Source organism: Actinomadura terrae (assembly GCF_022751215.1).
In the GTDB taxonomy this organism is placed as follows: domain Bacteria; phylum Actinomycetota; class Actinomycetes; order Streptosporangiales; family Streptosporangiaceae; genus Spirillospora; species Spirillospora terrae.
In genome coordinates, this window is sequence record NZ_JAICDG010000001.1 from 2,161,792 (window position 1) to 2,185,654 (window position 23,863).

At 73.9% G+C, this 23,863-nt stretch carries 22 protein-coding genes; 7 read left to right on the plus strand and 15 right to left on the minus strand.

Annotation, left to right across the window (positions count from 1 at the left end; genetic code table 11):
• Window positions 1-26 precede the first annotated feature (26 nt).
• Both pip and K2F47_RS09525 read left to right on the plus strand, forming a co-directional pair.
• Window positions 27-983 (plus strand): prolyl aminopeptidase, encoded by a 957-nt coding sequence (pip, locus tag K2F47_RS09520; protein WP_242902396.1) that lies wholly within the window; start codon window positions 27-29, stop codon window positions 981-983.
• Between the two features lie 202 nt (window positions 984-1,185).
• Window positions 1,186-2,886 (plus strand): coiled-coil domain-containing protein, encoded by a 1,701-nt coding sequence (locus K2F47_RS09525; RefSeq protein WP_242902397.1) that lies wholly within the window; start codon window positions 1,186-1,188, stop codon window positions 2,884-2,886.
• Between the two features lie 48 nt (window positions 2,887-2,934).
• On the opposite strand, the gene K2F47_RS09530 is transcribed toward K2F47_RS09525, so the two are convergent.
• The 3 genes from K2F47_RS09530 to K2F47_RS09540 form a co-directional block, all read right to left on the minus strand.
• Window positions 2,935-3,150: a hypothetical protein gene (locus K2F47_RS09530; RefSeq protein ID WP_156222490.1), complete on the minus strand. Its 216-nt coding sequence runs from the start codon at window positions 3,148-3,150 to the stop codon at window positions 2,935-2,937.
• 196 nt (window positions 3,151-3,346) lie between these two features.
• A complete protein-coding gene (locus tag K2F47_RS09535; RefSeq protein WP_242902398.1) occupies window positions 3,347-4,078 on the minus strand; it encodes a hypothetical protein in 732 nt (243 codons plus the stop codon).
• A gap of 130 nt (window positions 4,079-4,208) precedes the next feature.
• The gene (locus K2F47_RS09540; protein ID WP_242902399.1) at window positions 4,209-4,724 is read right to left on the minus strand and encodes a hypothetical protein; all 516 of its coding nucleotides are present in this window, start codon (window positions 4,722-4,724) and stop codon (window positions 4,209-4,211) included.
• A gap of 127 nt (window positions 4,725-4,851) precedes the next feature.
• Here K2F47_RS09540 and K2F47_RS09545 point away from each other — a divergent pair, with 127 nt between their 5' ends.
• On the plus strand, window positions 4,852-5,646 hold the full coding sequence (locus tag K2F47_RS09545; protein ID WP_242902400.1) for an ABC transporter ATP-binding protein: 795 nt from the start codon (window positions 4,852-4,854) through the stop codon (window positions 5,644-5,646).
• A gap of 24 nt (window positions 5,647-5,670) precedes the next feature.
• On the opposite strand, the gene K2F47_RS09550 is transcribed toward K2F47_RS09545, so the two are convergent.
• The 8 genes from K2F47_RS09550 to K2F47_RS09585 all read right to left on the minus strand — a co-directional run bounded on the left by K2F47_RS09550 (window position 5,671) and on the right by K2F47_RS09585 (window position 13,805).
• Window positions 5,671-7,014 carry an AAA family ATPase gene (locus tag K2F47_RS09550; RefSeq protein WP_242902401.1) on the minus strand — a complete coding sequence of 448 codons (1,344 nt, stop codon included), beginning with the start codon at window positions 7,012-7,014 and terminating at the stop codon, window positions 5,671-5,673.
• A complete protein-coding gene (locus K2F47_RS09555) occupies window positions 7,011-8,483 on the minus strand; it encodes a hypothetical protein (protein WP_242902402.1) in 1,473 nt (490 codons plus the stop codon). The genes K2F47_RS09550 and K2F47_RS09555 overlap by 4 nt, the downstream gene beginning before the upstream one ends.
• 190 nt (window positions 8,484-8,673) lie before the next feature.
• On the minus strand, window positions 8,674-9,780 hold the full coding sequence (locus tag K2F47_RS09560) for a hypothetical protein (protein WP_242902403.1): 1,107 nt from the start codon (window positions 9,778-9,780) through the stop codon (window positions 8,674-8,676).
• Window positions 9,777-10,637, minus strand: coding sequence for a hypothetical protein (locus tag K2F47_RS09565; protein WP_242902404.1), 861 nt, complete (start codon window positions 10,635-10,637; stop codon window positions 9,777-9,779). Before K2F47_RS09565 ends, K2F47_RS09560 begins: the two co-directional genes overlap by 4 nt.
• A gap of 109 nt (window positions 10,638-10,746) precedes the next feature.
• Window positions 10,747-11,130 (minus strand): VOC family protein, encoded by a 384-nt coding sequence (locus K2F47_RS09570; protein ID WP_242902405.1) that lies wholly within the window; start codon window positions 11,128-11,130, stop codon window positions 10,747-10,749.
• Window positions 11,131-11,165: 35 nt separating this feature from the next.
• Window positions 11,166-12,032: an NAD(P)-dependent oxidoreductase gene (locus tag K2F47_RS09575; protein WP_242902406.1), complete on the minus strand. Its 867-nt coding sequence runs from the start codon at window positions 12,030-12,032 to the stop codon at window positions 11,166-11,168.
• Between the two features lie 76 nt (window positions 12,033-12,108).
• Window positions 12,109-12,699, minus strand: coding sequence for a TetR/AcrR family transcriptional regulator (locus K2F47_RS09580; protein ID WP_242902407.1), 591 nt, complete (start codon window positions 12,697-12,699; stop codon window positions 12,109-12,111).
• Window positions 12,700-12,752: 53 nt separating this feature from the next.
• Complete coding sequence (locus K2F47_RS09585) at window positions 12,753-13,805, minus strand: phosphotransferase enzyme family protein (protein ID WP_242902408.1); 1,053 nt, start codon at window positions 13,803-13,805, stop codon at window positions 12,753-12,755.
• A gap of 266 nt (window positions 13,806-14,071) precedes the next feature.
• Between K2F47_RS09585 and paaI the strand changes: the two genes are divergently transcribed.
• Window positions 14,072-14,506: a hydroxyphenylacetyl-CoA thioesterase PaaI gene (gene paaI, locus K2F47_RS09590; RefSeq protein ID WP_242902409.1), complete on the plus strand. Its 435-nt coding sequence runs from the start codon at window positions 14,072-14,074 to the stop codon at window positions 14,504-14,506.
• 226 nt (window positions 14,507-14,732) lie between these two features.
• Here the strand turns inward: paaI and K2F47_RS09595 are convergent, their stop codons facing one another.
• The 3 genes from K2F47_RS09595 to K2F47_RS09605 form a co-directional block, all read right to left on the minus strand.
• Window positions 14,733-15,656 carry a Sco1979 family transcriptional regulator gene (locus tag K2F47_RS09595; RefSeq protein ID WP_372490827.1) on the minus strand — a complete coding sequence of 308 codons (924 nt, stop codon included), beginning with the start codon at window positions 15,654-15,656 and terminating at the stop codon, window positions 14,733-14,735.
• Between the two features lie 694 nt (window positions 15,657-16,350).
• Window positions 16,351-17,130, minus strand: a complete 780-nt coding sequence (locus K2F47_RS09600; RefSeq protein ID WP_242902410.1) for an ABC transporter permease subunit — start codon at window positions 17,128-17,130, stop codon at window positions 16,351-16,353.
• Window positions 17,127-18,236, minus strand: a complete 1,110-nt coding sequence (locus K2F47_RS09605; protein WP_242902411.1) for an ABC transporter ATP-binding protein — start codon at window positions 18,234-18,236, stop codon at window positions 17,127-17,129. The genes K2F47_RS09600 and K2F47_RS09605 overlap by 4 nt, the downstream gene beginning before the upstream one ends.
• A gap of 168 nt (window positions 18,237-18,404) precedes the next feature.
• Between K2F47_RS09605 and K2F47_RS09610 the strand changes: the two genes are divergently transcribed.
• Window positions 18,405-19,574, plus strand: a complete 1,170-nt coding sequence (locus tag K2F47_RS09610; protein WP_242902412.1) for a sensor histidine kinase — start codon at window positions 18,405-18,407, stop codon at window positions 19,572-19,574.
• A gap of 2 nt (window positions 19,575-19,576) precedes the next feature.
• Complete coding sequence (locus K2F47_RS09615) at window positions 19,577-20,239, plus strand: response regulator (protein WP_242902413.1); 663 nt, start codon at window positions 19,577-19,579, stop codon at window positions 20,237-20,239.
• Window positions 20,240-21,136: 897 nt separating this feature from the next.
• On the opposite strand, the gene K2F47_RS09620 is transcribed toward K2F47_RS09615, so the two are convergent.
• Window positions 21,137-22,039 (minus strand): TIGR03620 family F420-dependent LLM class oxidoreductase, encoded by a 903-nt coding sequence (locus K2F47_RS09620; protein WP_242902414.1) that lies wholly within the window; start codon window positions 22,037-22,039, stop codon window positions 21,137-21,139.
• A 92-nt stretch (window positions 22,040-22,131) separates the two neighbouring features.
• On the opposite strand from K2F47_RS09620, the gene K2F47_RS09625 reads away from it, so the two are divergent.
• On the plus strand, window positions 22,132-23,538 hold the full coding sequence (locus K2F47_RS09625; protein WP_242902415.1) for a DUF4291 family protein: 1,407 nt from the start codon (window positions 22,132-22,134) through the stop codon (window positions 23,536-23,538).
• Window positions 23,539-23,863: the final 325 nt, after the last annotated feature.

The following is a 23,863-nucleotide window of genomic DNA, read 5'->3' on the forward strand; positions in this document are numbered from 1 at the left end:
GATCACTTGTCGGGTATGACTGGAGCATGGAACTGAGGGGCTTCTACCCGGAAGTGGAACCGCACGACTCCGGGCTGCTCGACGTGGGCGACGGCAACCAGATCTACTGGGAGGTGTGCGGGAACCCGGACGGCAAGCCCGCGGTGTTCCTGCACGGCGGGCCCGGCGGCGGGGTGCTGCCGGCCCACCGGCGCTTCTTCGATCCGTCCGCCTACCGGATCGTGCTGTTCGACCAGCGCAACTGCGGCCGCAGCCTGCCGAGCGCGAGCGACCCGGCGGTGTCGCTGGAGCACAACACGACCCCGCACCTGGTCGCCGACATCGAGCGGCTGCGCGAGCACCTGTCCATCGACCGCTGGCTGGTGTTCGGCGGCAGTTGGGGCAGCACGCTCGCCCTCTCCTACGCGCAGGCCCATCCCGAGCGCGTCACCGAGATCGTGCTGCGCGGGGTGTGGCTCATCCGTCCCGAGGACGAGGCGTGGTCGCTCGCCCCGGGAGGCGCCGCGCACCTGTTCCCCGCCGAGTGGGCCGCGTTCCGCGACGCGATCCCGCCCGCCGAGCGCGACGACCTGCTCGCCGCCTACGGGCGCCGCATCCACGACCCCGACCCGGCGGTGCACGGGCCCGCGTCCCGCGCCTGGATGGACTGGGAGATGTCGGCCAACACCCTGCTCCCGATGCCGCCCCCCGACGTCGGCCCCGAGCTGCTCTACGCGTTCGCCCGCATCCTCCACCACTACATCGCGAACGGCGGGTTCCTTCCCGAGGAGGGGCTGCTCGCGGGCGTCGACCGCGTCCGGCACATCCCCGCCGTGATCGTGAACGGCCGCTACGACATCAAGACGCCGCCCGACCAGGCATGGGACCTGCACCAGGCGTGGCCCGAGGCGGAGTTCACCATCGTCGAGGACGCGGGGCACGGCGGCTCCGAACCGGGAACGCTGCACCGCCTCGTCGAGGCGACCGACCGCTTCCGCCCCTGACCGGGGAGCCGAATCTTCGGCTGGCCGAACCGGGCCCCGCCGACCTTCGGCGGGGGACAGGGGAAGCCCAGCGAGCATGCCGTTTCCGGATTTCGTGGACGCCCCGGAGGCCCGCCGGGCTCTCCGCGGCGCGACCTCTGCGTGCCCACACGAACCCCCCAAGTCACTGCGGCCACGCCGACTAGTGCGTATGGTTCATTCCATGCCTAACAGCGAAGAGCGCGACAATAGCGGCCCCGAGGAGACGGCCGCGACTCCCGAAGCCGCGGTCTCCGAAGGCGAGAAGCCGCAGGAAGACGCTGGTGCGCAGGGCGCGGGCACAGGGGGCGCGGGCACCGAGGGTGCCGGTGTGAAGGACAAGGAAGCGCAGCGCGCGGGTGTGAAGGGCGCGGGTGCGAAGGGCGCGGGCACGGACGGAGCCGGGACGGACGGCCCGGGCGGGCGGAGCCGGGAACCGGAGCGGACCGCCGAGACGGCGGTCGCCCGGCTGGGCGAGCCCGTCACGGTGTGGCCGTGCGCGAACTGCGGACGGCCCGTCCCGCAGCCGATGGGCGCCGTCCGCAGCGTCCGCTACTGCCGCGACAACGACGGCGCCTGCGCCCGCGAGGCCCGCGACCGCCGCGAGCGCGGCCGGGACGCGCCCGGCCTCACCGGCCAGGTGGCCTCCACCTGGGAGATGGTCGAGCGGCTGGAGAAGGCGGCCGACCTGCTCGCCGACTCGCTGACCTCCGAGCTGAGCGTCGCCGGCGTCGAGCGCCGCGTCGCCGAAGTGCGGGCCGAGGCCGCGCGCGAGCTCGCGATCGCGCAGAGCGAGCGCGACGCGTCCCAGCGCAAGGCGGAGGAGGCGTGGCAGGAGGCGACCTCCGCCCGCGGCCGCGCCGAGGAGAGCGAGCGGGTGGCCGCGTCCGCCCGCGAGGAGGCCAAGCTCGCCACCGCCAAGCGCGACGCCGCGCAGGAGGCGTGGGAGGAGGCGCACCAGATCGCCCAGCAGGCCACGAGCGCCAAGCTGGCCGCCGAGAGCGAGCGCGACCGCATCGCCGCCCGCGAGACCGAGCTGCTGGCCGCGCTGGAGACCGCGCGCGCCGAGCTGGTCACGCTGCACTCCAAGCTCGCCGAGGCCGAGGGCGCCGTCGAGGCGCAGCGGGTCGAGGCCGCCGTCGCCAAGCAGGGCGCCGAGGACCTGCGCAACGCCATGCGCGACACCGAGGCGCAGCGGCAGCGCGCCATGCAGGCCGCCAGCAAGGCCGAGGCCGAGCGCGCGACCGCGCTGCGCGCCCAGTCCGAGGCGGAGGCCGAGGTCGTCCGCGCCGCCGCCCGGGTGGAGGAGGCCGTCAAGGAGCGCGACGTCGCCCAGGCGCGGGCGCAGGCCGCCACGTCCGAGCGCGACGAGCTCAACTCCAAGATCAACGACCAGTCGGTGCAGCTCCGCCAGCTCTCCCAGTCGGTCGCCGAGCAGCAGGCCGCGCTGACCGCGCTCGCCGAGGAGCGCGACGCCGCCCGCGCCGAGGCCGACCGCGCCCGCCGCCAGATCGACCAGTTCACGCACAACACGCTGTCGTCCAACATCCCGCCCGGCGGCCGGATGCCCGGCGGCGGCACCCCGGCGCCGCCCGCGGGCATCTCGCACAACTCGAGCCACACCCAGGCGCCCGGCCTGCCCCCGGGCCCGCCGCCGATCGGGCAGCCGCCGAACGGGGCGCCGGTCCAGCAGCACGGCCCGCCCCCGCCCGGCGCCGCCCCGCACCACCCCGGCCCGGCCGGTCCGCCGAACCACGGGCCGCAGGGTCACGGCCCGCAGCACCCCGGCCAGCCGAACCACGGCACCCAGAACCACGGCGCGCAGAACCCCGGGCAGCCGCTCAACGGCGCCGACCGGGAGGACCCCCTGTTCACCGGCCCCTGACGACCTCCGACGGCTCCCGCTGCCGGGCCCGCCCCCGGGCGGCCCGGCTCAGCCGTATCGGACGATCATGAAGAACACCACCACCGTCCCCCCGGCGAGCAGGGCGGTGTGCGCCCGCTCCCGCAGCGCCGTGTGCCGCAGGCTGCTCACCCGCTTGCGGCCGAGCCGCACGTCGAACACCGCCCGCCGCGCGCGCTCCCAGTGGATCCCGGTGTAGACCGCGAGCGCGGCCACCCCCAGTAGCAGGAATCCCGTTCCGCTCATCTGACCCGCCTCCGTATTCGCGGAGGTTCAGATTGAACGCGCTCGCGCCCTGCCGGGCCGCGTCAGGCGACACATTCCGGGAACCCATGCGGAACCGGTCCACCACCTCCCACCGCCGATTCCCGCGCGCCGCTCCAGGGGCGTGACGGTTCCGCGCCCGGCATGTGGGGCCGGGCGCGGGGAGGAGGTGGCGAGGCTAGGCGAAGTGCTGGGGGTCGATCTCGATCCAGATCTGCTCCGCGCGGCCGAGGAGGCGGCCGTCGGCCCCGTACAGGGCCGTCGCCGCGTGCATCTTGCGGCCCTCCCGGCTGCGCGCCAGGCCCATGACCACGCACCGCTCGCCCGCCTCCGGGAGATCGGTGACCTGCGCGGTCATCGTGCCGAGAACGGCCGGGCGGCCCGTCACGTCGAACGCCCAGCCGCCGGGGCAGTCCATCGCCGCCCACACCAGCTCGGCCGGCGGCACCTCGGCGGGGACCCACGGCGAGGCGACCGTCCCCTCCGCCATGAGGTCGTTCCGGGGGGTGTGGGGGGGCGTCCCCCCACGAGAGACCGGCCCGGGCTCCAGGCGCAACCCGTCCCCGGGGGCGCGCTCGGGGCCGCACACGAAGCAGCGCGGGAACGGGTGGTTCTCAATTGCCCGGTACTTCTCCGCGCTCTCCAGCGCCGTCTCGAACGGGACGGGCGGCACCGGCGGCACGACGATCGCCCCCGCGAGCGCCTCCGCGACCAGTGTCTCGCCGTCCCAGAGCCGCACCCCGTGGCCGCGCTCGTCCTCGACCGTCACCGTCAGCTCGGTATCCAGCGGGGGAGGGCGCCGCAGCGTCACCGTCACCGTGTCGGAGGCCGCCCGCGCCGCGAGCAGCCCCGCCACGTACCCGCCGTTGCCGGACCCGTCCGGACCATGGAACCGCTTCTCAATGATCACCGTGCGTTTCCCCCGTGCTCGAACCGCCACCCAAAACGGGACCGATCTTAATGATGGGCTCTGACGTTCCCGCGCCGACCCCGGTTCCACGCCCGCGCCCCCGCGCGGGAGTGCCGTCTCCGCCCGGCCGCTACACCGCCCGGGACGGCTGCGGACGGCCCGGACGCGTCGTGAAGAACACCGACAGCGAGCCCCTGAGGCGGGCGCGGACGGTCTCCTCGTCCACGGCGGCCCCGGCGGACACGGGGGTACGGTCCAAAGCGCGCGCGATCAGCAGATCGACGTTGCGGTCGGCCACCAGCACCGAGCACGTGTCGCACGCGTACCAGGGGTAGAGCATGTTGAGGACGGCCACGGCCGTGTCGTCGTCGGACAGGTGCGTGGTGTCGAGCTCGACCTCGAACATGTCGGTGTCCTCGGGGTCGAGCGTCGGGTAGTACAGCCAGCTCGGCCCGGGGACGGCGCAGAAGTCGCACGACTGGTCCTGCGGGGCCGGCTCGCCCACGGCGAGCTCCAGCTCGTGGTCCCAGGGCTCCACGCGCCGGTTGTGGCGGTAGCCCACGCCGTCCAGCGAGCCCTCGCGGTTGTGCGTGACGTCGTGCACCTCGCCGCCGCAGCGGGCGCACATGAAGCCGATGTCCTCCATGTCCCTCCCCTGATCGCTGAGGCACCGGCTCTCACATTATCCGTCCCGGCCGCCCCTCGTACCTGCCGCGGCGAGACTTCGGGTACATTGCCGATCTCCAGCGCGTCCGCGTGTAGGGAGGCCCGCGTTGTCCCCGTCCGACGTCGTGCTCAACGCCGACAAGATCGACCTCGTCCGGCAGCGGCGCGTGCTGCTCGACCAGGTCACGCTGACCGTGCTGCGCGGCGAGCACTGGGCGCTGATCGGCCCGAACGGCGCCGGAAAGAGCACGCTGCTCGGCATCCTCGGCGCCTACACCCACCCGACGCGCGGCGCGGCGGAGATCCTCGGGCGCAGGCTCGGCCGGGTGGACGTCCAGGAGCTCCGGAAGCTGATCGGGCAGGTGAACCCGCGGCATCCGCTGGAGTCGGCGCGGACCGTCCGGGAGGTCGTGCTGACCGGCGTGACCGGGACGATCGAGCTGGTGCCGCGCTGGACCCCGTCCGAGGACGACCTGCGCCGCGCCGACGAGCTGGTCGCGCTGCTCGGCCTGACGCACCGCGCCGACGCCCGCTGGCCGAACCTGTCGCAGGGGGAGCGGGGCCGCACGCTCATCGCCCGCGCGCTCATGCCCGACCCGCCGCTGCTGCTGCTCGACGAGCCCGCCACCGGCCTGGACGTCGCGGCGCGCGAGCGGCTGCTGGCCGCCATCGACCAGCTCCGCGCCGACCGTCCCGACCTGACGACCGTGCTGGTCACGCACCATCTGGAGGAGCTGCCCACCAGCACCAGCCACGCGCTGCTGCTGCGGGAGGGGCGCGTGCTCGCCTCGGGCCCGGCGGGCGACGTCCTCACCACCGAGCGGGTCAGCGCGTGCTTCGACCACCCGATCACGATCACCCGGCACAACGGCCGCTGGGCCGCCACGGCGGGCCCCGCCTGAGGCCCCCGGTCCGCCTCGGGGCCCTCAGTCCGCCTGGACGCGGTGCCGCGCCAGGTGCGCGAGCACCGACTGGTTGGCCTCCCAGCCGTCCGGGAACTTCACGGGCACGCCGAGGCGCACCGGCTCGGTGGACGGGTGGGCGTCCAGCAGCTCGGGGATGCCCGCCCGCGCCACGACCACGCACGCGTGCCGGTGCCGTGACGCCAGCACGCACAGCCGCCCCGACTCCAGGTGGAACGCGGTGGCGTCGCGGCGCCCCGACAGCGGGTGCAGCACGACCGTGACGTCGTACTCGCGGCCCTGGAGGCGGTTGGCGGTGTCGACGGTGATGCCCTCGCCGTGCGGGCCGAGCGCCGCGCGGATCGCGGTCACCTGGTCGCGGTGCGCCGCGCCGATCGCGACCCGGTCGGCGCCGACGGGGGCCGTCCCCTGCTCGGAGTGCGCGACGGGCCCGCGCTGCAACAGCCGGACGGCCAGCGCCGCCGTCGCCCGCACCGCCTCGGCGTCGGTGCGCAGCGTGTGCCGGGCGGGCAGCTCGTACAGGGCCCAGCCGGTCGCCGCCGCCTCCTCCAGCGCCAGGTCGTAGGTGGTGCCCATGCCGCGCGCCTGGAACTCCAGGCGCCGCTCGCCCTCGCGCGTGCCCGCGCGGAACCCGGTGAAGGGGTAGAACGCGTCCGACACGACCGGCGCGGCGGACGCGGGCAGCCGCCACGACACCGGCAGCCGGTGGACGGGCAGCTCCGGGTTGTGCGCGAGCAGCACCGACACGGCGCTGCGCATCGGGTCCCAGGTCAGGCCCGCCCAGCGCTCCACCTCGACGGTGGAGAACGGGTCGAGCTGCCCGGGGTCGCCGACGAACAGCGCCCGCTCGAACCGTCCGGCGATGCGCAGCAGCAGGTCGGAGCGCATCTGGTACGCCTCGTCCACGATCGCCCACGGCCACGACCCGTCCGCCAGCGTCGCCCATTTCGCGCCGGTCGCGATCACGACGGTGTGCTCGGCGAGGTCGTCCGCCTTCTGCGCGACCCGCACCGCCGGATGCGCCAGGACGCGCTCGGACGGCACGTATCCGGACGCCGACAGGCGGCCGAGCGTCACCTCCGGGTGGCGGCTCGCGATGCGGTCGATGAGGTCGTCGACCTGCTCGTTGGTCTGCGCCACGATCATCAGCCGCTCGCCCGCCGCCGCCAGGTGCGCGGCGGCGCGGACCACCAGCGTGGACTTGCCCGCGCCCGGCGGGGAGTCGACGACCACGCCGCGGTGCCCGCCGTCGAGGTCGGCCAGGACGTCCTCGACGACCCGTGTCGCCGCCGCGCCCGGATCCTCCGGGCGCTCCGGCGGCAGGGCGACCAGGTGGCGTTCGGTCATGACCAGTCCTCTTCGGCGTCCTCGTCGGTCGGCACGTACTCGGCGGGCGGCCCGCCGTGCGTCCACGGGGTGTCCTCGCGGTCGGGGAACCGCGCCGCGCCCCACGACCCCTCGGTGAGCGAGGTGAAGCACACCCGCTCGCCGACCCCGGGGACGGTGCCCGGCTCGGCGGTGAGCTTGCGGCCCATCCCGCCGGTCAGCTCCAGCAGCACGCCGCCGGCACCGAACTCCACGATCCTCCCCTTGAGCGACGGCCGCGCCGCGTTGCACACGACGGCGCCCGGGTCGAGCCGGACCGGGTCCTCGGTGCCCACCCGCAGCAGCGGGCGCAGCTTCGGCCGCCGGCCCGTCTCGTCCAGCCGGTCGGGCTCGCACTCGGTCACCACGCCGCCGAACGCCTGCCCGGACAGCCGGTGCTCGGCCATGACCAGCGGGTCGTCGAACGCCCGCTGCGCGTCGTAGGCGTCCTGCGCCCGTTCGAGGTCGTGCAGCCGCCGCGCCGCCCGGACGGGCGGGTCACGGCGCGCCTGAGGATACGCCTCGCCGAACGTCTGGTGGTAGTAGGTGAAGGCGTCGCGGTCGCGCTCCCAGCGTCCCGGTACGCTCGCGCCCTCCGGCAGCGTCCGCAGGACGGCGACGGCCCGCCACATCAGCTCCCACGTCGGCGCGACCTGCCCGTGGACGGCGGCGCGCAGCCGCTCCAGCGCGCGCGGATCGCCGCGGGACTCGTGGTAGGCCGCGATCGCGGGGGCGAGGACCTCGTTGTCGAACGAGGGGTCGGTGGTCGGCCCGGCGGGCGGGCAGGCCACCGGGTCCTCGGCGCGCGCGGCGGCGGCCGGGCCGTCCAGCCCCTCGGGCGGGTCGATCCAGCCGAGCAGCGCGGCGAGGTTGCCGTCCTCCAGCGAGCTCTGCCCGGTCGCCCAGTGCAGCCGCAGCAGCTCGGTCATCGCGTGCAGCAGCGACGAGCCCGGATGGTCGTGGCGCTCGGCGAACCAGGTCAGCCACCGGCCGAGGACCGGCACCGCCGGTTCGACCGCGTACGGGCCCTCGGTGCCGCGGAACCGCGTCGAACGTCCGAGCAGCCGCAGGAACGCGACACCGCCCCGGTTCGGGACGAGGAGCTGCGGCGCGTTCCCGTAGCGGATCCGCTCCTCGCCCTCCTTGCCCGGCGGCAGCTCCTCGACGGCGCCGCGGCTCGTCTCGATGTGGTTCAGGACGAGCTTGGCCAGGTCCGCGGCGAACGCGAACCGCAGGTCGCGGTTGCGCGGCTGCGGCACGACCAGCAGCGTCGCGTCGTCGCGCGCGGCGCCGAGCATGACCGCGAGCGGCGCCGCCGCCTCGCCGGACAGCTTCAGCGGCACGAGCACCAGCGGCGCCTCCGCCAGATGGCAGTGCCGGACGGTGGCCAGCGGCTCGGCCACCCCGGTCGCCGCCGCCCGCAGCCGCGCGAGAGAGGACAGCACGCTCATCGCCCACCCCTCCCGACGGGGGCCACGAAGCCGCGCCCCGAGGAGGCGCGGCGTGGAGCCGGGCTCGCGGGGCGGGGAGCCGAGGCCGCGCGGCGAGGAGCCGGGGCCGCGCGCCGTGGAGCCGAGATCACGCGGCGGAAAGCCGAAACCGCGGGGCGGGGAGCCGAGGTCGTGCGGCGGGGAGCCGAGGTCACGCGGCGCCGCCCCGCGCCGCGAGCAGCGCCTCGTCGCGGAGCCGGGCGGCGGCGCGGAGCTGCGCGGCGGTCTCGGCCAGGTCGTCGGACGGGTGCAGCGTGCCGTCGGCGAGCGCCAGCGCCGTGCCGATCGTGTCGACGCCGCCGAGGTCGTCGCGGACCGAGCGGCCGAGCGCGCCCGTCGCCCCGCACGCGCGCGCCTCGTCCCGGCAGAAGAACGCCATCTCGCAGCCCGCCATGCACTCGGGCGCGTACCGGGCCTCGACCGCGCGCACCGACGCGGCGAGCGCGTCGCCCGGCTCGAACGTCAGGTCGCCGGGCAGCTGCTCCAGGATCACGTCGACCTTGGTGAGGCGCGCGAGCTGCCGCTCCAGGACGGCGAGCTGCGGCCGGACGTCCAGCGGCGTCGCCGTCGGACGGTTGGAGAAGTTCTCCGGGCACACCAGGAACACCTCGTGCGACACGCGTGCGGGGTCGTGGCCCAGCTCGGCGGCCAGCCGCCGCAGCGCCAGCACGTACACCGCCGACTGCCGCGCCGCCGCCGCGACCTGCTCCGGCTCGGCCTGCCCGTCCACGACCGCGAACGACTTGATCTCGATGACGTGCAGGCGGCCCGCGACCTGGAACGCGATCACGTCCGGCTCCAGGTAGGCGAGCTGCCCGGCGATCTCCAGGCGGAGCAGCGGATGGTCGAACAGCGTGCCCTCGCCGGTCTCCAGCGCGCGGGCCAGCAGCCGCCGCGTCCGGGTGTGCCGCAGCTCGCGCCCCTCGTTGCCCGCGACGACCTCCAGGTCGTCGTAGGCGACCTCCGCGACCTCCAGGCCGAGGCGCTCGCGCAGCAGCGTCAGCAGCTCCGCGCACCCGTCGGCCTTCACCTGCGCCTCGAACGCGTTCCCGCGCGTGATCGCGAACTGCGACTGGCCGAACGGCGCGGGGAACCCGAGGTGCCGCGCCACGGCGTCCTTGTCGACGCCCGCCGCGTCCATCAGACCGCGGCGGGCGCAGCCGGGATTGGCGGTCAGCGCGGCGATCGTGCGGGCGTCGTGGTTGCGCGGGGGAGCGTCGCCGCGCAGCCGGTCCAGGTCCGGCGCGGTCTCGGTCATCGGCCTCGTTCTCCAGGTGCGGCGCGTCGTCCGCCGGATTCGTGCAGGGCCCGCAGGCGGCTGCCGAACAGCCGCTCAGCGTCGTCGAGCCGGGTGCGGGCGCGCCCGGCGGCCGACGCGCGCAGCCGCCGGTCGGGTTCGCGGTGCACCTCGAGCTCCGCCCGCGCGGCCTCCGCCAGATCGGCCGGCTCGACTGTACCGACCGTACCGGTGACCGCACCGGGAATGTTGGACGCGAACCGCCACAGCAGCCGCCGCACGTCGGGGGAGGGCGTTCCCCGTCCGGCGTGCTCGGCGAGGCGGACCGCGCAGGTGAGGAAGTCGGTGCGCGGGCTCAGCGGCCCGACGATCCGCTGCTCCAGCGGCCAGGTGCTCACGGTCAGCAGGCCGCGGGCGGGCGCGAGCAGGTCGGCGGTCAGCGCCGCGCACAGGTAGTAGGGCCGCGCGTACGGCGCGGTGCGGAACGAGCGCTCCTCGTCGCGGCGCAGGCTCGTCAGGCGGCTCCCCGCGATCTCGCCGGGGAAGAACGCCGCGTACACCGACCCGATCAGCTTCGGCGCGGCGGGCGCGCCGAGCAGCGTCAGCGCCTGGTGGACCTGCTCCCGGACGGGCAGCAGCCCACGGGCGGCCTGCTCGCGCTCGGCGGACGGTTCCGCGCTCTCGGTGTCCGCGCTCTCGGCGTCGGCGTCGCCGAGGACGGCGTCGTCCCACTGCCGCTCGGCCAGTCGGAGGTCGGCGCGCAGGTCGCGGGCGCCCTGCCGGTCACCGGTCGCCACCGCGCGCCGGACGGCGGCGCGCAGCTCGGCGATGCGCGCCTCCAGCGCGTCGGGGGTCGGGACACCGGGGGGCCGGGGCATGCGGGCGACAGTACAGCAGCTTCCAGACAATTCCAGCGTTTTCCAGCGACACGGCGAGTCGTCCGGAATCCGCCGGGCCGGGGGGTGAGTGCCGGGGTCGGGTGCCGGGTCAGGTGCGCGCGTCGCGGCGCAGCGGATGCGTCTCCGGGACCTCGACGACGACGATGCGCACGCCGTCCGGGTCCTCGATCCACATCTCGACCAGGCCCCACGGCTCCTCGCGCGGCTCCCGGACGATCGGCACGCCCGCCGCCGCGAGCCGCCCGTGCTCGGCCCGCACGTCCCTGACCTGGAGCCAGAGCATCACGCCCGCGCCGCCCGCGCCGTGCCCCGACACCTCCAGGAACCCCGGGCCGAGGAAGAACACGACGCCGGGCGCGTCGGCCGGGCCGAACTCGCGGTACACCGCGAGCCCCAGGACGTCGCGGTAGAACGCCTGGGTGCGTCGCGGATCGGGCGGGCGGAGCAGGACGCGGCTGCTGAGGACCTCCATGCCCCCATCCTCGCCCCGGAGGGGGCCGGGGGGAATCAGCCGCCGAAGCTCGCGTGGTAGGTCGCGGACATGTCCTCGTCGCCGTGCCCCTGCGCCAGCGCGCGGCGGAACCGCTCGCCCGCCGCGTCGTTGAGGTCGACGCGCACGTTCCCGGACGCGGCCGCCTCATGGATCAGCCGCGTGTCCTTCTCGGCGTTGCGGACGGCGAAGCTCGTCGTGTAGTCGTCGGCGAGGATCGACTTCAGCTTGGCCTGGAGGTAGGGGCTGTCCATCGGGCCGCCGGTCACGACCTCGCCGAACAGCGCCGGGTCGAGGCCGAGGCCCCGGGCGAGCGCGAGCGACTCGGCGACGATCGAGGTCATGGAGATGCCGTAGCTCACCGCGGCGAGCTTGAGCTTGGACGCCGCGCCGCCCGCGCCGTCCTCGTCCAGCCACAGCGTCTTCGATCCGACGGCGTCGAACACCGGCGCCAGCGTGGGACGGACGTCCTGCGGCCCGGCGGCGAGGATCACCAACTTCCCCTGCTCGGCGGGCTGCCGGGTGCCCTGGACGGGCGCGTCCACGAACGTGAGGCCGTGCTCGGCGGCGAACCCGGCCAGCCTGTCCAGCGGGCCGATGCCAACCGTGCTCATCTGCGCCCAGACCTGGCCCGGACGCAGCGACGGCGCCGCGTCCGCCATCGCGGCGAGGACGGTCTCGCCGTCGCTCAGCATCGTGATCACGACGTCGGCGCCGGCGACGGCCTCGGCGGGCGTCCCGGCGACCGTGGCGCCGTCCGCGGCGAGCGGCTCGGCCCGCGACCGGGTCCTGTTCCACACCGTGAGCCGGTGCCCCGCCTTGAGCAGGTTGCGGCCCATCGCCGCCCCCATGATCCCGGTGCCCAGCAGCGCGACGTTGCTCATCTCTCCCACTCCCTTTTCTTGACCGATCATTACATTTTCAGGAACCGCATCGTGGCATGCGCGGCCCGGGGCGTCCCTACCCAGGAAGCGGCAGGGCTCGCAGCGCGGCGTCGACCACCGCGACGAGGCGGCGCCGGTCGGCCCCCGCCTTGCCCAGAACGCGAAGGCCCTGGATGGTCGTGGTGACGAAGTCGGCGAGCGCGGTCACGTCGGCGTCCTGGGGGAGCTCGCCCCGCTCGCGGCCCTTCCGCAGCGCGGCCTCGACGAGTTCGGCGATCCGGTCCAGGGAACCGCCGACGATACGCGCGGCGACCGCGTCGCCCGGGAGCCGCTCCACCGCCGTGTTCGTCATCAGGCACCCCCGCCGCTCCGGGTCGCCGACCGTGTCGTCGACCAGCGCGAGCAGCAGGTGGCGCAGCACCTCGCGGACGGGCTCGTCCCGGTCGAGCCGCACCGCCATCAGCGCGCCCGACTTCGTCGCGTAGTGCCGCAGCGCCGCCTCGTACAGGCCGTCCTTGCTGCCGAACGCCGCGTACAGCGAGCCCCGGCCGATCCCGGTGGCCTCCACGAGGTCCTGGATCGAGGTCGCCTCGTACCCCCGGCCGCGGAAGACCTCGGTGGCGGCGGCGACGGCCGCCTCGGTGTCGAACTCCCTGGCACGTGCCATACCGCAGACGTTAGCCATTTCTGGAACGTCTGGTCAAATTGGTGTCGCGGGCGCTAGCCGAAGGCCGGGTGCTCGTCCGCGCTCACGAAGGCCTCGGTGTAGGGCGCGGCGAACACCTCCAGCGTGCGGTCGAGCTGCGCCGACCACCAGGCGACCAGCGCCGCCTGCCCGCGCTCGCCGGCGCCGTCCGCGCCGAGGTAGCGGTGCCGCAGCGGCGCGACGTCGCAGAGCCGCTCCCACCACTCCCGGTGGACGGCCGCCTGGATCTGCCCCTCGTCCAGCGGGAACGTCGCGCGGTGGCCCCGCACGAACGCCTGGGCGCGGTCGAGGTCGAGGCCCCGCTCGTCCTCGCACGCGAACAGCCGCGCCGCCGCCCGGACGACCTCGCCCGCGACCGGCCCGGTGGTCAGCGCGTCCCAGCCGAGAACGGCGGTCACGTTTCCGGACCCGCCGTAGCGCAGGTTCTCCGCGTGGAACGCGCCGTGCAGGTGGCCGACCGTGCTGACCTCCATCTCCGGCGGCTGGTGCCCGGCGAACTCGGTGAGCAGCGCGTGCCGCTCGCGCAGCCGCCGCGCGGTCAGCGCGTCGAAGTCGGTGCCGTCCCCGGGGATGGCCTCCAGCATCGCCTCGACGGCTGCGGCGGCCTCCGCGGCGCGCGGCGTCGGCACCAGCATGCTCTGCTGGACGGGAGGGGTCGAGCGGTCGAGTTCGGCGTGCAGCCGTCCGAGGAGCCCGCCGAGCGCCTCGCACTGCCCGAACGTCAGCTCCAGCCCGCCGCGCACGCGTCCGGCGACCCACGGGTACAGCACGAAGCTCCGCCCGGACGCGGTGACGAGCGTCCGGCCGCCGCGAGCGGGGACGGGCGCGAGGACCGGCAGGCCCGCCGCGTCCAGCGCCCCGGTGACCGCGTGCCGGAACAGCACGCGCCTGCGGTCGGGATGCTCGTACTCCTTCAGGAAGTACGACCCCTGGGCGGTGTCGACCCGCATGCAGCGGTGCCCGGGGCCGGGGGACACGGCGTCCGGGTCGCCGATCTCCCAGCGGCGCAGCAGCCGTGGCGGCGGCTCGGTCTCAGCCTGGGTGTCAGCACTGCGTGATGTCGGCACCTCGGCACCTCGGCGTCGTCGGTCGGGACATCGGACGGGCTCTCGGTCGGGCTCGGCCGGGCTCTCGGACGGGCATGGGGACTGGTCGAACGGATGTTCCCACGATGACGCTACACGCCCGGACGTCCACCGCGAAAGGGAAACGCCCGTCCCGTGGGCGTTCCCGGCCTCCGCCGGTGGCTCTTGACCGGCTTGCACGCTGGTGGGCGATGTCTTCCGGCTCGGCCGAATGTTCGCCGACTCCGCGCGATCAATACGCTGTCCGGATGAGCGACGCGGCGGAGGTGGCGCGGCGATGCGCCGAGACGATGTACGCGCGGGACCGGGTGGCGCAGGACCTCGCGATGCGGATCGCCGAGGTCGCGCCCGGGCGGGCCCGGCTGCGGATGACGGTCGGCGACACGATGGTGAACGGCTTCGGGATCGCCCACGGCGGCTACATCTTCCTGCTCGCCGACACCGCGTTCGCCTACGCGTGCAACACCCACGACGCGGTGACGGTCGCGGCGGCCGCGGACGTGGTGTTCGTCGCCCCGGCCCGCGCCGGCGACCTGCTGGAGGCGACCGCCGAGGAACGCGTCCGCTACGGCCGCAGCGGCGTGTACGACGTGACGGTGCGCCGCGTCCCGGACGGCGAGGTCATCGCGGAGTTCCGCGGCGGCAGCCGCACCCGCGACGAACGCGTCCTGAACGACGCCTGACCGCCCGCTCCGCCACGCGCCGCGTCCACCACGAGGACGGCACGACGGCCGCACGCCCTCGCCCTGGATCGCCGACTCCCTCGACACCGGATGCCGCGTCCACGACGAGGACCGGCCCGGCAGCCCCACCGCCCTCACCCTTGGGAGGGTGACGGCATCGCCGAATCCCTCGGCACCGCACGTTTCGCGGCGCGCCCTGGGACGCGCCGTCGGTCTCGGCCTGTGGTCAGAGCTGGTTCAGGATGGCGTTCAGGTGGCGCGTCGTGTCGTCGGGGCGCGCGGCGGTGATGCACAGGTTGTTCATCGCGCGCATGTAGGTGTCGACGTCGGTGGGCTTGTCGAGGTAGAGCGCGCTGGTGAGCTGCTCCAGGTACACGACGTCCGACAGGCCCGGTTCGGCGAACCGCAGGATGGTGAACGGACCACCGGCCGCGGCGTGGCCGCCCGCGCCGAACGGGACGAGCTGGAGCGTGACGTTCGGCAGCTCCGACATCTCGATCAGATGGCGGAGCTGGCGCCGCATCACCGCGCGCCCGCCGAGCGGCCGCCGCACGACCGCCTCGTCCAGGACGGCCCACAGTGTCGGCGCTCCGGGCGAGGTGAACCGCTCCTGGCGGGTCGTGCGGACCTGCACGCGCCGCTCGACCTCCTCCTCGGAGGCGTCGGAGAAGCCGAGGCGCACGACCGCGCGCGCGTAGTCCTCGGTCTGCAACAGTCCCGGGACGAACTGCAACTCGTAGGTGCGCAGCAGCGACGCCGCCTCCTCCAGGCCGAGGTAGACCTCGAACCAGCTCGGCAGGACGTCGCCGTACCGGTGCCACCAGCCCGGGGTGTTGGCCTCCTTGGCCAGCTCCAGCAGGGTCGCGCGGTCGCCGGGGTCGGTCACGCCGTAGAGCGTGAGCAGGTCGGCGACGTCGCGCTCCTTGAAGCCGACGCGGCCCAGCTCCATGCGGCTGATCTTGGAGTGCGAGCCGCGGATCTCATACCCGGCCTGCTCGGTGGAGATGCCGCGCGCCTCCCGGAGCCGCCGCAGCTGCGCGCCGAGCAGGATGCGCAGCACCGTGGGCCCGCCGCGCCGGGGATAGTCGATCAGCCGTCCGGCCGGATCGCTCTCGGCCGAAGGTGTGTGTGCAGCTGAATCCTGGGGCAAAGGGGTCACCAGCCAGTCGACGTGTCTGCTCAGGGGCGGAACGGCATCGCCCTATGTTAGAGGATGAACCCCTGTTTTTGGGAAGGATGAATTACGTGTCTGCGGACGCCGGACCCTACCGCGCAGAAGGGTCGCCGCGTCGCGGGAGCCGTCCGCTCGCCGCATCCCGAGGGTACCTCCGTCCGCGTTGTGCGGACGCCGCGCCGGGAGCCGGGGACCTCGCCGACCGGTCGGTCGGACCGTCTTGATCGGCCGTGACCAGTGCAGTCGGTGTCGGGACGGGTGCGGAACGTGGGGGGAATCCCGCCCGCCGGCGGCCTTTTCGAGATGGCGCGGCGGCCGCCGCGCAAACCCCTCGTGTGCGAATTGCCCGGCGTTCTTCCGGTTTGATGATGACGAAAGTCACCCGCTTTTCTCGGCCCTTCCCATGACACGGGAATGACGGCTGCCTGACAACTTGGAGAATGTTCCTCGCGGCGGGTCCGGGCGTGCGGGGCCCCTCGTCCTGGTACGGGCTGCCGCTGGGCGCCGCCGGTGCCCGCCCCGGCGCCTCCTCGCCGAGGCGCCGCCGTTCCTCGAATCACGCGCCCGGCGTTGGCGCAGGTGGCGGGCCGAGTGATCGTTTCCGGCGCCGGCTATTTCGTCGAGGTATTGGCCCGGTGCTTTCCCGGCGTCCTCCGTGTTTCGGCCGGCCTCAGGCGTCGCGGCGGGTGAAGGCGAACGCGGCCAGGGCGAGCGGCACGAGCGCGTACGCCAGCATCACCGCCACCGCGACCGGCACGGGCAGCAGATCGCCGTAGATGGAGTCGCCCGCGCCCAGCCCGGAGACCTCCGAGGCCAGGCCGCTGAGCATCACCGAGCCGACCCGCGCGTCCCACGGCGCGGGCAGGTGGAAGACGAGCAGCGGCAGGACGTGCCACAGCAGCACGACCGCCGTGATCGCGCCCGCCGCCGACCGGGTGAGGAGCCCGAGCGCGAGCCCGAGCAGCGCGAACACCGCCACCGACGCGCCCTCCACGGCGAACGCGGGAAGGTCGTGGCAGACCGAGCCGTCCTGGTCGACGAAGGACCGCCCGCCGATCACCAGCCGGGGCCCGAGGCAGGACGCGAACGCGACCGCCTCGCCCGCGGCGAGCCCCACCGCCGCGACCACGACCGCCTTCGCCGCGACCAGCCGACCCCGGCGCGGGACGGCGGCGAGGCTCGTCCCGATCGTCCCGCTCCGGTACTCCGACGTCACGGACAGGACGCCGAGGACCGCCAGGCACAGCGAGGCGACCCACGGCCCCATCAACTGGAGCGGACGCAACGGCAGGTCGCCGCGCTCCTGGGCGGACAACCCGTCCCAGACCCGCGCCTCCTGCACCGCGATCAGCATCAGCACGAGCACGAACCCGCCCGCGACCGACAACGTCCACCGGGTCGAGCGGACCGAGCGGAGCTTCCACCACTCCGCCGCCACCGCGTCGATCACGACGCCGCCCCGAACTCGACACTGCCCGAGGTCAACGCCATGTAGGCCTCCTCAAGGGACGCGTTGCGCGGCGTCACCTCGTACAGCGGAATCCCGTGCGCCGCGGCGTGCTCACCGATGGCCTCCACACCCAACCCGCTCACGACCAGCACACCGCTGCCCCACTCCCCGGCTGCCGCCGCACCGCCTTCGGCCGTCGTCCTGCCGTCTCCACCTGTGGCCGTGCCGCCGTGGGATGCCGCGGCGAGGCGCACGCTCGTCGCCCCCGCCCTTCCATCCGCCACCGCGCCGCCGTCTCCGCGTGCGGTCACGCTGCCTTCGACTGTCGTCCTGCCGCCTTCGAGCGCGGAGCCGGTGGCTGTTCCGTTCGCGCTTTCGACGGTGCCCCCGGCTGCCACGAGCACCCGCGTCAGCTCGTCCGGACGGGGCGAACGCACACGTACGCCGCGTCCGAAGCGGTCCGCCAGCTCGCGCACCGACGTGTCGGCGATCAACCGGCCGCGTCCGATGACGACCAGCCGGTCGGCGGTCAGCTCCATCTCGCTCATCAGATGGCTGGAGACCAGCACCGTGCGCCCCTCGGCGGCCAGCGCGCGCATCAGCTCGCGGATCCAGCGGACGCCGTCCGGGTCCAGGCCGTTCACCGGCTCGTCGAAGATCAGCACGCCGGGATCGCCGAGCAGCGCCGCCGCGATCCCGAGCCGCTGCCGCATGCCCAGCGAGAACCCGCCGACCCGCCTGCGCGCGACGCCCGCCAGGCCCACCCGTTCCAGCACCTCGGCGACCCGCCGCGTCCCGACCCCGTTGCTGCGCGCCAGCCACCCGAGATGGTCGAACGCCGTCCGTCCGCCATGCACGGCGCTCGCGTCCAGCAGCGCCCCGACATCCAGCATGGGTCGCCGCAGAGACGCGTAACGGCGGCCGTTCACCAGCGCCTCACCGGACGACGCGGCGTCCAGTCCGAGCAGCACCCGCATCGTCGTCGACTTGCCTGCCCCATTCGGTCCGAGGAAGCCGGTGACGCTCCCGGGCCTGACCTCGAACGACAGCCGGTCCACGGCCACCGTCCGGCCGAACCGCTTCGTCAGCTCGCGTACCTCGATCACACCACCACCCTCGCCGGGACGGACCTCCCCGCACATCGGAGCCAGCTCCGGGTTTCGCGCCCGGCGCCGCCTCCGCCCGTGCTCCGAGGACGGCGCGCCGTATCGAACCCAGGGATGACGTCCACCGGCCCGACGCGATCACGGCGACGCCCCCGCTACCGTCGTGACGTGGACGAATCCGAGCGCCCCCTCCTCGTCCGGCGCATGAGCCGGCGTCGGCTGATCGGCCTGGACGTCGCCGCGGCACTCCTCTACACGCTCCTGACGACGGTGCTCTCGGGCGGGGACGCCCCGGCCCTGCTCGCCTGCACGGCCGCCGTCGCCACCGGCCTCCCGCTGGCGGTGCGCCGGTTGTGGCCGGTGCCGGTGTTCGTGGCCGTCCTCACCGTGTCCGCCCTCGCCTTCCTTCTCGACCTGCCCTGGGACTCCTTCGCCGCCGCCGCGTACGCGCTGTACACGGTCGCGCTCACCGAGCCGCGCCGCCGCTGGATCCCGACCTCGCTGATCGGAGGCCTCAGCGCCCTGGTCATCCTCGGCGGAGCCGTCGCCGGTCCCGGGAGCTGGCACACCCGGCGCGTCGCCGCGCTCGTGCTCGGCCTCGCCGTCCTCGGCGCCTCGTGGGCCCTCGGACGCGCCGTCCGCGAGCGTCGCGCCCAGGCCGACCGGGCCGCCCGCCAGCTCGCCGACCGCGCCGTCGGCGACGAGCGGCTGCGCATCGCCCGCGAACTCCACGACGTCGTCGCGCACAGCATGAGCCTGATCGCCGTCAAGGCGGGCGTCGCCGTCCACGTCGCCGAGGCCCGTCCGGAGGAGGCGCTGGACGCCCTCCGCGTCATCGAGACCACCAGCCGCGGCTCCCTCGCCGAGATGCGTCACCTCCTCGGCGTCCTGCGCGCGGGCTCCGTCCCCGACACCGACCCGGTCTCCGCGCCGGACCTGGCCCCCTCGCCCGGCCTCGACGAGCTGCCCGCCCTGGCCGAGCGCGCCGCCATGGCCGGGGTCCGCGTCGAGCTGGACGTCCGCGCCGGTGACCTCCCCGAGGTCGTGGCCCTCTCCACCTACCGCATCGTCCAGGAGGCGGTCACCAACGTCGTCAAACACGCCGCGCCCGCCCGATGCCGGGTCCGTGTGGAGGCGGACGGCCACCGGATGCGCATCGACGTCACCGACGACGGCCCCGGCGTCCGCGTCCTGCCCGGCGGCGCCGCGCCGGGGGAGGGGCACGGCCTGGTCGGCATGCGCGAGCGGGTCGTGATGTACGGCGGCGACTTCACCGCGGGCCCGCGTCCGGGAGGCGGCTTCGCGGTCTCGGCCCGCTTCCCCTACGATCCGGCGTGACCATGACCGATCCCATCCGCGTCCTCGTGGCCGACGACCAGGCGTTGCTGCGCGGCAGCTTCCGCGTCCTGGTCGACACCGCGCCTGGCCTGCTCACCGTGGGCGAGGCGGGCACCGGAGCCGAGGCGGTCGAACTCGCCGCCTCCGAGGCTCCCGACGTCGTCCTCATGGACGTCCGGATGCCCGAGATGGACGGCATCGAGGCGACCCGCCGCATCTGCGCCGACCTGCCGGACGTCCGCGTCCTGATCCTCACCACGTTCGACCTGGACACCTACGTCTACTCGGCGCTGCGCGCCGGGGCGAGCGGGTTTCTGTTGAAGGACACCCCGCCCGCCGACCTGCTGTCGGCCATCCGTGTCGTCGCCTCGGGGGAGTCCCTCCTCGCCCCGACCGTGACCCGCCGCCTGATCGCCGAGTTCGTCCGGCGCCCCGGCCCCGTCCAGCCCCCTCCCACCGGACTGGACGGGGTCACCGACCGCGAACGCGAGGTCCTCACCCTCATCGCCCGCGGCCTCTCGAACACCGAGCTCGCCGCGCACCTGCACCTGAGCCCGGCGACGGTGAAGACGCATATCGGGCACCTGCTCGCCAAACTCCAGGCCCGCGACCGAGCCCAACTCGTCATCGCCGCCTACGAAACCGGCCTGGTCACGCCCCGCTGACCCGCACCGCACGAAGACGGAAGCAGCGCACCCACATGCGAGCCGCAAAGCGACCTCGCACACGCCAGGCCCCGGGCACCGTCCGAGCCACGCCGCCTTATAAACCAGCCTGGCCACACCATCCATAACTGTCGGTCGGACCTAGTGGACACAGGCAGGATGTGGACCGTACGTAGGACGAACAACCTCCTCGGTCTTGCCTGACAGGCCCATGGGGCCGCTGAAGCTGAACCCCGAGCACCGCAAGCGCCCAGCCGAATGCGAACCCCTGGACGTCCGCCGAGTGGTGTTAGTGGACAGGCTCCTTCGGCCTTTGCCTAGCAGCGCCTGTGTGCGCTGATTGAGCCGCTACTGCCAAACCTCGAGCGCCAAAGCGCTAACCGGGAGATGAACGGCTGGCCGCTCGCCAAGGGTGTTGATGGACGTGCTCCTTCAACCTTGCTCGGGCAGCGCCTGCGTCAGCCGATCGAGCCGCTGCCGACGCACCTCCAGCGCCCGTAAGCGCTAAGCCCGACGCGAACGGCTGGACGTCCGCCCAGTGCAGCTAGTAGACAAGCTCGTTCAGCTGTCCCCCGCCCCCGGCCTGTTTGAGCCGATCGGGCCGCTGACGCTGAATCCCGACCGCCGCCAGCGCTGAGCCGGGCGCGAATGCCTGGACGCCAGCCACCAGCTGTTAGCAAGCAGCCTCCTTCAGCCTTGCCGACAAGGCCTGTGAGCTGATTGAGCCACTGCCTCCGAACACCGAACGCCAAGCGCTGTACGCGCTCAGCCGGACGCAAACGCGTGGACGCCCGCAAGGAGTGGTTAGCGAACGCGGCCGTCAAGCGAGGGCCCTGGCGGAAAGGCGAGAACACGGGCGACGGGCGAGGACGGTGTGCGGGGCTCTCGAGTCTCTGCCTAGAGCAAGGTGGGGGCGAGCCGTTCGAGGTGGTCGGCCGTCGAGGGGAGGTCCGGGGCGAACACCGAGGCGACGACATGGTCGGCCCCCGCGTCGAGGTGGTCCTGGAACCGCCGGGAGATCGCGGCCTCGTCGCCCCAGTTGAAGCACAGGTCGACGACCTCGTCCGACCCGCCGTCCGCCAGGTCGGCGTCGCCGTAGCCCATCTCCCTGAGCATGCGGGCGTAGGGCGATCCAGGCATGAGGATCCCCGGCGCCTGGCGTGCGATGGCGCGTGCCTTCGCGGGGTCTGCCTCGGGAATCACGGTCTGAAGAGTGATCAGCAGCTTGTCCGGGCCGAGCGCTTCCCGCACGCGCCGCGTGTGCTCGGCGGGCATCAGCGCGGGGAGTGCGCCGTCCGCCCGCTCGCGGGCGACCGCCTGCATCTTCGGACCGAGGGCGGCGATCAACCTGGGGAAGGGGACGGACGGCACCGGAGCGGCCTCGACAGCCGCGTCCATACCGTCCAGATATCCGCGCATCTTCGCGAGCGGGCTGGTCCACTGCTGCCCGCTCTGCTCGACGATCGGCCCCATGCTGACGCCGATCCCGAGCGCCAACCGGCCCGGATAGGCGTCGGCCAGCACCGACGCGGCCCCCTGCATCGTGGCCGGATGCCGTGCCCACAGGTTCGCGATGCCCGAGCCGAGGACGATCCAGTCGGTCGCCGCGAGCATCACGCCGAGCTGGGTGAACACCTCACGTCCGCCGACGGCCTCGTTCACCCAGATCGAACCGTAGCCCGCCTTCTCGACGCGCACGGCGGCCGCCCGCCATTCGTCGGCGGGGGCGAGCGGGGTCATCAGCGTGGCCCCGATCCGCCCGAGCCTCTTACGCGCCTCGTCCACGGCGGTGATCTTCATCCTGCCTCCTCGAAAGAGCCCTACAATCGGAATCGTTAGCCCGCTTAGGACAGTACCGGAACGATCGCCCCGTTTGTCAAAGGAGGACGCGGATGGCCGCCGACCCGCTGGTCCCCCGGCGCTCGGACGCGCTGCGCAACCGGGAGAGGATCATGCAGGCCGCGCTGGAGGCCTTCGCCGCCGACGGCAGTCTCGCCCCCCTGGACGACATCGCACGCCGCGCCCGGGTCGGGGCCGGGACCGTCTACCGCAACTTCCCGACCAAGGAGGCGCTGTTCAAGGCCGTCATCGCCGACCGCCTCGAACGGGTCGTGGACGAGGCGAGGTCCCTTGCCGACGCCGAAGAACCGGTGGAAACGTTCTACGGTTTCGTTATGCGAGTGGTGGAGCGCGCCATGGTCAACCACGCGCTCTGCGAGGCGATCGCGCTGGACGAGGGGATGCGCGCCTTCGAGGGCAGCGGCTTGGAGCAGGCGTTCAACGACGCCCTCGGGCTGCTGCTCAGAAGGGCACAGGGGGCGGGCGGTGTCCGGCCTGACGTCGACATAGCGGATATCAGGGCGCTCCTGACCGGGTGCCTGATCATGGAACGCCAGCGACGCACGACCGGCCCGCCCGGACGCATGACGGCGCTCGCGTGCGACTCGCTCCGCCCGCACCAGCAAGAGCCTTTGAAGGCACGTAACGAAACTCGCCACGCGTCACGTAACGAAACGTGCGAGATCTGCGGCACCCCGCTCATGGCCGCCCGGACAGGTCGCCCCGCCCGCTACTGCGGCGCGGCGTGCCGCCAGAAGGCCCACCGCCGTCGCTCGCTCGTCCGCCTGACACGAAATCCGGTTGATCAGCCGATCCAGCCCACGGGACGCTTGGGCTTCGCCTTTCGCATGGGGAGCCAGCCCTTGATGACGTCCACCCGGGAGATCCGTGCCGACTTCGACCGCGACTCGATCACGGTCTACCAGGCGTACGGCCCGGAGATCGCCGGTCCAGCAGCGCGGCACGGCACGTTCGTCCCCCCGTTCTCCCGTGGCCGCATGACCTGGATCAAGCCGTCCTTCCTGTGGCTGATGGCGCGCAGCGGCTGGGCGCGCAAACCGGGCCAGGAGCGCGTGCTCGCCATCCGGATCAGCCGCGCGGGCTGGGAGGAGGCCCTCGGCCTGGCCGTCCCCACGGCCCCGGACCACCGCGTCTTCCGGGGCCCGGACGAGTGGCGCCAACGATTCGCGGACGCGGTCGTCCACGTCCAGTGGGACCCGGAACGATCCCTGCGCGGCCAGAAGCTGGAGGCACGGAGCATCCAGATCGGTCTCAGCCGCCACGTCATCGGCCGCTATGTCGACGACTGGATCATGGAGATCGAAGACCGCACGCCCCTCGTCCACAAACTGCATCGCCTCGTCCAGGACGGCCAGGCGAGCAAGGCCAAAAAGCTGCTCCCACCAGAACGCCCGTACCCGCTGCCCCCCGAACTGGCCCAGCGCATCGGCGCCGACTGACCCCGACCGGCCCCGCGCCACCCCAACCCCCCGAGCCCCACCCCATCCAGCCCCCAGGGAGACCCTGCCGGTCGCCAGAACAGTCCAGACGACCGCCGAAGACGGCCCAGCCGGGCGCCGAGGACGGCCCGGCCGGGCGCCGAGGACGGTCCTGCCGAGCGCGGAAGACGGCCCGGCCGGGCGCGGAAGACGGCCCGTGCTCGGCGGTCACCAGTGCCGCTGCGGTCGCCGACGCCGCCGGTGCGGACACTCCCAGGGTCCACGCGACAAGTTCGGGGCGATGCGCTCGGTGAAGGCGGTCACGGTCAGATCGATCGCTTGGCCT